The 10,599-nt window shown below is 39.1% G+C and carries 10 protein-coding genes; 4 read left to right on the plus strand and 6 right to left on the minus strand.

From position 1 onward, the window contains the following. Both hutH and ftcD read left to right on the plus strand, forming a co-directional pair. A partial coding sequence (hutH, locus tag AMDU4_RS11265) for a histidine ammonia-lyase (RefSeq protein ID WP_290705182.1) occupies positions 1-1,435 on the plus strand: 1,435 nt, incomplete at its 5' end. 101 nt (positions 1,436-1,536) lie between these two features. After that, positions 1,537-2,433, plus strand: coding sequence for a glutamate formimidoyltransferase (gene ftcD, locus AMDU4_RS11270; protein WP_021788097.1), 897 nt, complete (start codon positions 1,537-1,539; stop codon positions 2,431-2,433). A 1-nt stretch (position 2,434) separates the two neighbouring features. On the opposite strand, the gene hisC is transcribed toward ftcD, so the two are convergent. The 4 genes from hisC to AMDU4_RS11290 all read right to left on the minus strand — a co-directional run bounded on the left by hisC (position 2,435) and on the right by AMDU4_RS11290 (position 6,061). Next, positions 2,435-3,385: a histidinol-phosphate transaminase gene (hisC, locus tag AMDU4_RS11275; protein ID WP_021788098.1), complete on the minus strand. Its 951-nt coding sequence runs from the start codon at positions 3,383-3,385 to the stop codon at positions 2,435-2,437. Between the two features lie 29 nt (positions 3,386-3,414). Further along, positions 3,415-4,239 (minus strand): RimK family alpha-L-glutamate ligase, encoded by an 825-nt coding sequence (locus AMDU4_RS11280; RefSeq protein ID WP_021788099.1) that lies wholly within the window; start codon positions 4,237-4,239, stop codon positions 3,415-3,417. A gap of 116 nt (positions 4,240-4,355) precedes the next feature. Beyond that, on the minus strand, positions 4,356-4,805 hold the full coding sequence (locus AMDU4_RS11285; RefSeq protein ID WP_021788100.1) for a CoxG family protein: 450 nt from the start codon (positions 4,803-4,805) through the stop codon (positions 4,356-4,358). Between the two features lie 134 nt (positions 4,806-4,939). Then, a complete protein-coding gene (locus tag AMDU4_RS11290; protein ID WP_021788102.1) occupies positions 4,940-6,061 on the minus strand; it encodes an FAD-dependent oxidoreductase in 1,122 nt (373 codons plus the stop codon). Between the two features lie 180 nt (positions 6,062-6,241). Here AMDU4_RS11290 and AMDU4_RS11295 point away from each other — a divergent pair, with 180 nt between their 5' ends. After that, a complete protein-coding gene (locus AMDU4_RS11295) occupies positions 6,242-7,447 on the plus strand; it encodes an MFS transporter (protein ID WP_021788103.1) in 1,206 nt (401 codons plus the stop codon). On the opposite strand, the gene AMDU4_RS11300 is transcribed toward AMDU4_RS11295, so the two are convergent. Continuing rightward, on the minus strand, positions 7,428-8,465 hold the full coding sequence (locus AMDU4_RS11300; protein ID WP_021788104.1) for a transposase: 1,038 nt from the start codon (positions 8,463-8,465) through the stop codon (positions 7,428-7,430). The genes AMDU4_RS11295 and AMDU4_RS11300 overlap by 20 nt on opposite strands. A gap of 51 nt (positions 8,466-8,516) precedes the next feature. On the opposite strand from AMDU4_RS11300, the gene AMDU4_RS11305 reads away from it, so the two are divergent. After that, complete coding sequence (locus AMDU4_RS11305) at positions 8,517-8,711, plus strand: DUF2080 family transposase-associated protein (RefSeq protein WP_021788105.1); 195 nt, start codon at positions 8,517-8,519, stop codon at positions 8,709-8,711. 52 nt (positions 8,712-8,763) lie between these two features. Here AMDU4_RS11305 and hutU read toward each other — a convergent pair whose 3' ends face one another. Then, a complete protein-coding gene (gene hutU / locus AMDU4_RS11310) occupies positions 8,764-10,422 on the minus strand; it encodes a urocanate hydratase (RefSeq protein WP_021788106.1) in 1,659 nt (552 codons plus the stop codon). Positions 10,423-10,599: the final 177 nt, after the last annotated feature.

The raw sequence follows: 10,599 nt of genomic DNA on the forward strand, positions 1-10,599 counted from the left end.
ATCTGCATATCATCAGATAAGGAATTCCAAAAAATCATTAATGAAAATTCTTGAATCAGGTAAGGCAGTATATGGAGTGAACACCGGTTTTGGATCACTTCTGAATATAAATGTAGACAGCAAAAACAGAGTGCAGCTTCAGATTAACCTCATAAGAAGCCACTCTTCAGGAATAGGTGAACCACTGGATATTGAAACGGTAAAATCTGTTATGCTCGTAAGGGCAAACACACTTGTAAAGGGCTATTCAGGTGTCTCAGAGGATATGATCAGATTCCTACTTTTCATGATAAACGAGAACATAATACCGGTAGTTCCACGGTACGGCTCAGTAGGAGCCAGTGGTGATCTGGCTCCACTTGCACATATCGGGCTCGCAATGATGGGTGAAGGCGATGTTTTCTATAAGGGGAAAATCCAGAACGCTGCTCCAGTATTCAAGGCACTTGGGAAAAAACCATACAGTTTCGCTGAAAAGGAAGGGGTTGCACTGATTAATGGTACATCAGTAATATGTGGAATACTGGCTCTTGAGATTAAAAGATCAGAGAATCTTGTCTCTGGCGCTCTTGGATCATTTGTATTATCATTTGAGGGTCTTTCAGGAACAGATAAGGCTTTCACAGAATGGGCACTGGCCTCGAGACCCCACGAGGGGCAGCAGGCCATTGGAAGGGCTTTCAGAACTATGCTTCACGGGAGCAGGATAGTGGAAAATGCCAACAGTGAAAAGGTACAGGATGCATATTCATTGAGATGTGCGCCTCAGGTTTACGGTGCAGTATGGGATACACTGGAGTATTCCAGAAAGGTTCTAACAACAGAAATAAACTCGGCCACCGATAATCCACTGTTGATGGGTGACGAATATATATCTACCGGAAATTTCCACGGCGAGCCAGTTGCCATGGTTTCAGATTTTGTAGCAATTGCAATGACTGATTTTGGAAATATGATAGAACGCAGGTTAGCCAGGATTGTGGACACGAACTTAAGCGGTCTGCCACCGTTCCTTGTAAAGGACTATGGATTAAATTCGGGATATATGATACCCCAGTATACTGCCGCTGCCCTGTGCAATGTAAACAAAACACTGGTGCATCCAAACTCAGCAGACACTATACCAACATCTGCCAACCAGGAAGACCATGTGAGCATGGGAACAAATGCGGCATTGAAACTGGCGGAAATAAACAAAAATGTGAAATCCATAATAGCTATAGAATACTTACTTGGATCCCAGTCACTTGAATTCAGAAAGCATGAACCATCACATGCAACCCTGGAAATATACAATAGGATAAGGTTAATAGTGAAACCTCTTGAATCAGACAGGTCATCCACCAGAGATATAGTTGAAATCACTAAATTGCTGGACAGTGAGGAATTTCTCAAATTTATAAAGGACAGATCTGGATTTGCCATTAATAATTGAACCTGGTATTTTCTAAACCAGTCAATGGTCTATTCATAATGTTTTAGCCTGTGAATGAAATAATTTGCATAATTTAATATCCATTTCTATAATTAAACACTATGAAACTTGTGGAACTGGTGCCCAACTTCAGTAACGGACAGGATAAGGATGTGGTTGGTTTGTTGGAGAAATGTGTAGAATCAATTCCCAGTGCTAAATTACTTGACTCTGAAATGGACTATGACCACAACAGGAGTGTCATTACTGCTGTATGTCCCATTAATGATGTGGTTGACCTTGCATTTGATCTGATCAAAACTGCAGCTGAAAATATGGATATGGATGTACAGAAGGGTTTACATCCACGTTTCGGGTCTACTGATGTAATGCCCCTTGTGCCGCTGGAAGATACTTCCATGGAGGATTGTGTAAAACTTTCACATGAGATAGGGAAAAAAGTTGGGAATGAACTGAAAATACCGGTATTTATGTATGCCAATTCCGCACTTGACCCTAAGAGAAAAAACCTTGAGAATATCAGGAATAAAAAATTTCAGATAGAGGAACTCAGAAAGGCCATTGGAAAGGGGGATTATGTACCTGATTACGGTCCGTCCAAAATCGGAAAAGCCGGTGCAACAATAATAGGTGCCAGAGATTTACTGATTGCCTACAATATTTACCTTAATAGTGATGATATACAGGCAGGAAGGAAAATAGCCTCAGCCATAAGGGCAAGGGATGGTGGATTTGCATATGTGAAGTCCCTTGCATTCAGGATGCCGGGAAAAAATCTTGTGCAGATATCCATGAATATAGTAAATTACAGGAAAAATCCTATATATCGCATATTTGAGGCCGTGAGATCCGAAGCAGCTGGTTATGGCATATCCATTGTAAAATCAGAATTTATTGGAATGGTACCCAGAGATGCTATTGTTGATACTATTAACCACTATCTGATGTCGGATATTGAAAATAAAAATATTTTGGACTTTAAAGCAGGAAAAATATAACTCAAAATATTTTTTCTATGTACTCATGAATTGCTTCAATGGCCCTGTCATTTTCTTCCTTTGTACCTATGGTCAATCTCGACCTGTCCTTAACAAGTGGCAGTTTTCTTATGTGTATTCCCTTTTCCTCCATGTAATCATAAATATCCTTTTTTATAAGAAGGAAATTTGCACTGCTGGGATAAGCTATATCTTTTATTTCACTGTAAACACGCTCACGCTCATTTATAATATATCTGATCTTTTCACCAATAAGATCGTAGTTGTCTATCATGATTTCTGCCATTCGGGCCGAAAGTATGTTCATGTAAAAGGGTGCCTGCAGCTTTTTAAGTTCAGATATGAACCCGCTGTCGGCTATTCCATAACCTATTCTCATTCCTGCAAGGCTGAACGCCTTTGATAATGTCCTGAGTATTATGAGATTCTTATATTTTGCCAGCAGATCCGTATAATCCTCACCGGAGAATTCGTAATAGGCGTTGTCCAGTATTGTTGTTACGCCCGAATCCAGAACCTTTTTTATGCTTTCTCTGTCCATAAGATTCCCTGAGGGGTTGTTTGGTGAGCATATTACCACAAGTTTCGCATCCTTTTGCTTAAGTATTCCATCCACATCAAGTGAGAAATCACTGCGTAGTGGAACATCTATTACATTGTACCCATAATTTCTGGCGTAGAATGAGTACATCTCAAAGGTTGGTGAACTTATCACCATATCACCGGCGGCATGTTTAATTAACATATCAAGAAGTTCATCACTGCCATTTGTGACTATAATATTATCAATGTCGAATCCTGTAAGCCCCGCCAGTTTTTTAGTCAGTGAAGGTAACCATTTTTCAGGGTACCTGTTGAAATTTGCAGTTTTTACATAATTTATAAATTCCTTCCTGACTTTTTCGGGGACATTGAATGGATTTTCGTTCTTGTCAAGATATATATCATCCATAAATTGATATTTTTATTTGATTATTAAACTTAATCCAGTTCTTTCAGAAATTCAACAATATCATTGATTATCTTATTTCCATATACCTTTGAAGCACCTTTGAATTCAACCCTGGAATTAACCTCATGCACCACAAGCCCCCCATCTGTTTCCATGGCATCAATCCCTATTATTCCTGGATCAAATAATTCTGAAGTTTTAATAAGAATCTCCATTTCATCCTCCGGCAGTTCTGCTTTTTCAACCTTTCCACCCAGTGCCAGATTAGTCTTCCATCCATCTCCGGAATACCTGTATATTGTTGCGGATATTCTGTTTCCCACAACTATTGCCCTTATATCCCTTGGTGGCCTCTTTACATATCTTTGGAGATAGTAAGAATTCTCGCTTACCATATCGTTCATTGAAAACACTGTTTCGGCAATATTTTCATTTTCCAGTAAAGAGATCATCCTCCCCCAGCTTCCACTTGCAGGCTTAAAAACCAGTGGATATCCCATTTCTGTGGCAGATGCCAGGGCATTGTCATGTGAAAAAGACACCACAGTATCGGGGGTTCTAATACCATTTTTATATAGATATGATGTGGTAAATATCTTATTTCCTGCTATGTTGAATGTATTATAGGAATTAATGGTAATTATCCCATGTGACTCAAGTATATAGGAATAGTAAAGAGATCTTCTAGCACTCATGCATCTGATGAATGCGGGACCGTTGAAATTAAGTTTTTCTGTGAGTTTGAGTGCATTGTCCTTTGCATTTACCAGATTCAATTTTATACCCTCTGCCTGAAGTTTCTTTATTATCTCCTTTTCCTCCCAGGCTATTGAATCGTAAATGAATGTGATCATGCGACATTAATATCTTTGCATTATTAAATATTTATCGATTAAAATATAATGTTATTCGTATATTGCATAATATTTATTATTATAATGTATAAATTAATATTAATTGTAATAAAATTTTATTGCAGATTCAATTTGCCTGTTATGCACTCCATTGTTTTATCTATGTTCTGCCGTGATATCTCATCCACATTGTTTCTGCCCATTATCTTTACTATTAAACCGAAATCGAAGGAGCTTTTCCAGTCAAGTGTGGTTTCCTCACCGGAAGCCTCATAGGATATGCCAATAGTAAATTTTACCTTTGAACCGGCAATTCTTCCGCTTCCATTTATATTCAGTGAATCCGTGCCTGCACTGTAGGAAAATGACATTTTTCCAGTTACGGTGTTCATTGCAGAGATTTTGGCTGCAGATATGTCCAGTTTAAGTTTGCACTGTATCTCATTTCCATTATTCTGGAAATCATATACACCAGGGAGGCATGGAGCTATATTATCAATGCTGGAGAAAAACTTCGCAACATTTTCTTTTCTGGTGGCTATTGTTATTTTGCCGCTGAATTCCATTTAATCACCAAACCTTATGGCTTCATTAAAAATAAAGGCACTCTCAAGCTGGTTTAAATAACCATAGTCCATGCTGTTTCCGTATGAGCTTATGTAATTCATAAACGTTGAATTTATGCTATGTTTATATTTTTCTATGAATCTGTCAAATGTTTCGTTAAGGATAATTTTTGATGTATCCTGTGAGCCGTTCCTGTAAGCTCACAAACCCTTTTTGAAACTGCCTCGCCCATAAGTCTCGATGTTGTGAATTTACCACCGATTATACTGAATACATTGTCCATATTTCTGTATATTTTGAAATCTCTGGTGGCCCTTGAATAATCTTCCCTTATGAGTGGCCTCATGGAACTGTACAGTTTTTTATATGTATGCCTGGAAAGTGATGGAACCATTTCAGAAACTTCTGACAACATTGTGTCAAGGTCCTCGGGATCAATTTCATTGTTCTCCACATCATCTGATATTATTGCAACTGTGCCTGCAACGGACATGGTACCATATGGAAGAAGTATATCTCCATCAGATGGTTCCCTCATTCTGTTAAGGATGGCGTTAGAAAATAAATAATCATATGATGCCATATAGCCCAGTGTGGGCATAACCTCAAAATCTCCCACGCCGAATGATTTGAGAAGGTGTCCTGACCATGGTCCGGTGGTATTTATTATATAATCAAATTTTTCATCTACCGTTTTATTCCTTGAACGGTATTTTATGGATTCCACAGATCTTCCATTTATTCTGGCTCCCAGAACCTCAGACTTGAATTTTAGATGTGCACCCAGCATCTTTGCTTCCACTGCAACGGCAGCAGCGAATGGATGTGCGTATATTACTTTATCAGGAACATGAAAAGCCCTTACAATCTTACCGTTGACATTCGGTTCTATTTTAAGCATTTCCTTTACATCCAGTTCCTTGGTAGGAATGCCATTCTCCTTATTTTTTTGTAAAAGAAGGTCACCGTATTCCGCTTCATCATCATTTAGCGCCAGGTAATATCCTCCAGTATTCTTGATAAACGATGAAGCAGTATTTGAAAGCAGTGTATTTTCCCTTATGCATTCCCTGGCAGATTCATTGTCATTTACCGAATACCTGGAACCGCTGTGAAGCATGCCGTGGAATTTTCCGGATGTACCAGAAAGAATATATTCCCTGTCAAAAAGCGTCACATCATATCCATCAAGTGCAAGATTTAGTGCAGAAAACAGTCCCGTTATACCGGCACCTATAACGCCTATTTTTTCCATACCCGCCTTATTTTAATGTTATATATATTTTTATCCGGCAAAAATATCACTCTGTATATTTGATCATTATGCCATCCATAGAATATATATTTCCAGCACCCACTCTTCCTTGGGCATGGTGTTTCCTATCTATCCATTTATGATTAGATAATTTAATTACCTTGATATGTTTAGGCAATAATGGAAAAAAGCGCCAGTGTAAATAAAATTGTCGTTCTGTCAGCTTTTGGAATGTTTCTGGATGGTTATGAACTAACGGTTATAGCCTTTGCCGTGCTTTTAATACCCAATTATATACATCTCAGTAATTATTCACTAGAATATGGGCTACTTATAGCATCGGTAATAATAGGGGCAATTATAGGCACCATTTTAGTCGGGTATATCAGTGATCTTATAGGTCGGCGCAGAGTATATATTTCAACCCTGTTGTTTTTCATTATTTTTGATATGATTTCTGTATTTTCAGTTAATTTTTATATGCTTTTCATTTCCCGGGTTTTGCTGGGGGTTGTCATCGGTGCAGAATATCCTGTGGCCAGTTCATACATTGCTGAGGTAACCCCAGATAATAAGAGGGGATATTACCTGGCTCTGGTAAATGTATTTTTCAGCATAGGAGCCATAAGCAGTGCAATAGTTGCAGTTTTTATGTTTCCCTTCGGAAATATAGGCTGGCGCTTAATGCTGGGACTTGCAGTAATACCGGCAATAATTGTAGAGCTGTATAGATTTGCACTGCCAGAATCAAAAATGTGGGAAGAGAAAAAGGAAAAAACAGGTTTCCTTGAAATGTTTTCTAAAAAATATTATAAGAATATAGTCATAGCTGCAATGGTCTGGTTTCTCTATGATATAGTTGCATACGGCCTTGCACTGACGCTTCCAACCATACTGAAACTTGGCCATTTTGTTACAAATGTTGACAATGCACTTCTAACCTCATTCTTTCTTGTAATAGGCATAATATTTGGTATTTTTGTTATGATAAAGGTTGATAAATTTGGAAGAAAGGGAATTCAAATCACCGGTTTTCTTTTTATGGCTATATTATTCCTCATTCTTCCACATTTCTATTTTCTTGCCGGCATTATAGTAATTGTATCTTTTCTGGAGCTTTTCAATTCCTTTGGAGGGGCAACTGTTGGAATATTCCCTGCTGAAGTTACAATTACACGGTTCAGGGGAACATCATATGGATTTTCTTCCATGATGGGCAAGATAGGTGCTGTTATGGGTGTAATAGCCATGGCCTTGCTAATACATGGAAAAAATTACTTCAATGCCTATACATTTCTTGCCGTTATAATGGTTATTGCCATATTGCTGACATTATTGCTTCCTGAAACGAGTGTGGGACACTATTCTAAAATCTACCCATATTGAACAGGTTGTGCCACACGCCGGTGCAGAATAGTGCATTATCTATTCTGTCATCCCTTCTCTGTGCTACATTCCATCCAAGCATCTTCTTGTCTGCAGCAAATCCAGATTCTGAATTGCTTCTCTGATGGTACTCTTCCAGGTATGGCATGGTATTCTCAATAAAATCTTTCATTGTTTTTTTCCATTTCAGAGATCCATTCAGTGTGGAATTCTTCTTCGGTATTACGAATACCTTTGTTTCCCCAAGTTTATCCATGTATGATGGAGAGGAGTAATACCTGTCCAGTCGTATGGAATCCATTTCTATACCTATTGAGGAAAGAAGATCCATTGCTCTGTCATAAGCACTCCTCTCAGATTTCATTGATGAACCGAAGGCAATGTACATCCTTGATTTAAGGTCCATTATGGCAAATGAATATGCAAACAATCTTTTCTTATGTGACTTTGATTTCTTTCCATCCTTTTCCCCAGTGGTTTTAGGATTCTCCTTGGCAAGATCCTTAAGCTTCTGTGCATATGATTCATAGTTCTTCTTCACAGTAAGGGAATAACCTGTACCATCACCTGTTGCACTGGAATTCGTAATATCCTTTTTCCCCAGTATGAGTACATGCAGGTTGTGTACTGCAATTATGACCTCCTCATCTGAATATAGTCTTTCTATGGTTTTGTATGATACATCTATTCCTGATAACATGGAGAATATGGCAAGCATGTTTGCAAACATCCTGTTTGATTCACCCACAAGCTGCTTGATCATCAACAGCTTGACCCTCTGTTCCAGGGTGAGAGAATGTGGATGTCCAGCTCTTGGAACTATCCGTATCATTGAAACAGCTTCATTTATCAATGGATCAAGATCCTCCATCGCCATCTTGATTCTCTGTGCAAATTCTTGCTCGTAGGTTCTCCAGTCCCTTTCCTTTTTAGGGTGTTCAAGTACATATTTCTTTGATAGGATGCTGTCAAGTTCATGCAGTTTATCCTTAATGTCCCCGGATACGATTCTTGACATAAATGGTAATGTAACAAAAGGTTAAATAGTTATCTATAGATATCCATATACATGGTAAGAAGACTTGAAGTGGATAATGGAAAACTTATACTGACCGAAAATGAGATTGAGGGGTTTCTAGAGCGCACGGTAACACCCATAGGAACATCAGGAAAAGCGGATGTCCCAAGAAGGTATATTGGACGTAGGGTTTATGTGATAATCACAAAAAATCCCGGAACAATTCAGGAAAAGGGTAAAAAATAATTACGTCCCACACCCTCCTGAAACAAAAAATATAAAATTGGAATAAAAAATATTATTTGCTGAAATATGGGCTCTTGAATTTAGGTCCTTTTTTTATTATCTCTCTGGATGATTCATAACCCGCATCTGCATGCCTTATGACTCCTATTCCCGGGTCTGCATTCAGTACACGTTTTATTCTCTCAGCAGCATCCTCTGTTCCATCAGCAACTATAACAAAACCGGCATGTATGGCATTGCCTATTCCTGTTCCACCTCCATGGTGAACGGACACCCAGGAGGCACCGGAAACAGCGTTGAGCAGCGCATTGAGTATGGGCCAGTCTGCTATTGCATCGCTTCCGTCTTTCATGGCTTCTGTTTCTCTGTATGGAGACGCCACTGATCCAGTATCATGGTGGTCTCTGCCTATGGCAACAGGCGCCTCAAGCTCTCCATTCCGTACCATGTCATTTATCATCAGCCCTATTTTTTCCCTTTCTCCATAGGATGCGTAGCATATCCTTGCTGGCAGTCCCTGGAAATGTACGTATTCTCCTGCCAGTTTTATCCAGTCCGTAAGGTGCTTATCATTCATATTTTTCAGTATGGCATCATCAATTTTCCTTATATCCTCCGGATTACCAGAAAGTGCCAGCCATCTGAATGGTCCTGAACCAATGGCAAATAAATCCCTTATATATGCGGGCACATATCCAAGAATATCAAAGGCATTTTCCAGTCCACCTTCCTTTGCCCTTGTCCTTATATCATTTCCATAATCGAAGACTGAAGCACCCCTGGACTGAAAATAAAGCATAGATTTTACCTGCTTTACTATTGTTTCATAAACCTTCTTCTTGAATTCATTTGGATTTTCTTCCCTGAACTTCTGGAAATTATCTATAGTGTAGCCCTCAGGGACATATCCAAGGTTTATATCATGGGCAGCTGTCTGATCTGAAACAATATCAGGGATTATACCCTTATCCTGCAATTCCTGATAAACCGTTGCTGCGTTTCCAAGAACAGCAATGGATGTGGGCTTTCCAGATTTAATTGCCTCATCCTTGATTTTAATTGCCTCATCAATATTTTTGGTGTATGTATCCAGATACTTGTCCCTGAGCCTTCTATTTATTTTCTCCATATCCACTTCAACAATAATGCTGGTACAACCGTTCATTTTGGCTGCCAGTGGCTGTGCACCGCCCATTTCTCCCAGACCTGCGGAGAGAAACCATTTTCCATTCAGATTGTCTCTGTGATAAACCTTCTTTGCAAGGGCATACAGTGTTTCATATGTTCCCTGGAGTACACCCTGAGTTCCTATGTAAACCCAGGATCCGGCAGTCATCTGCCCGAACATGGTCAATCCTCTTGCCTCGAGGTCCCAGAATATATCATCGGTTGCCCAGTGTGGAACTATCTGTGCATTAACTATAAGAACTCTAGGTGCTTCCTTTGTGGTTCTGAATATTCCAACAGGCTTCCCGGACTGGACAAGCAGGGTCTCATCATTTTCAAGTGATTTCAGCGATTCTATAATCTTGTCATAGGCTTCCCAGTTTCTTGCTGCCTTTCCCTTTCCACCATATACTATAAGATTTGCAGGATCCTTGGCAACCATTGGATCGAGGTTATTCATTATCAGTCTAAGTGCCCCTTCCTGGGACCATCCCTTTGTGTTCAGTTTATTGCCATGCGGTGCATGAATTTCCTTATGTTCCATATTAAAATAAAACTATTAAAATATTTAAATCTTATTTTATGCCACAGATTAAATTATAGTTACTGGCATAGAAATACTGGTTGTGCACTTATTGAAGAACCCAGTGAAACACATTCCCAGGAATCGATTTCTATGATCTTTAAGGAACTATGAAGGAGGAGCAGCTTAATCATCAGT

It is taken from the genome of Ferroplasma sp. Type II (assembly GCF_000496155.1).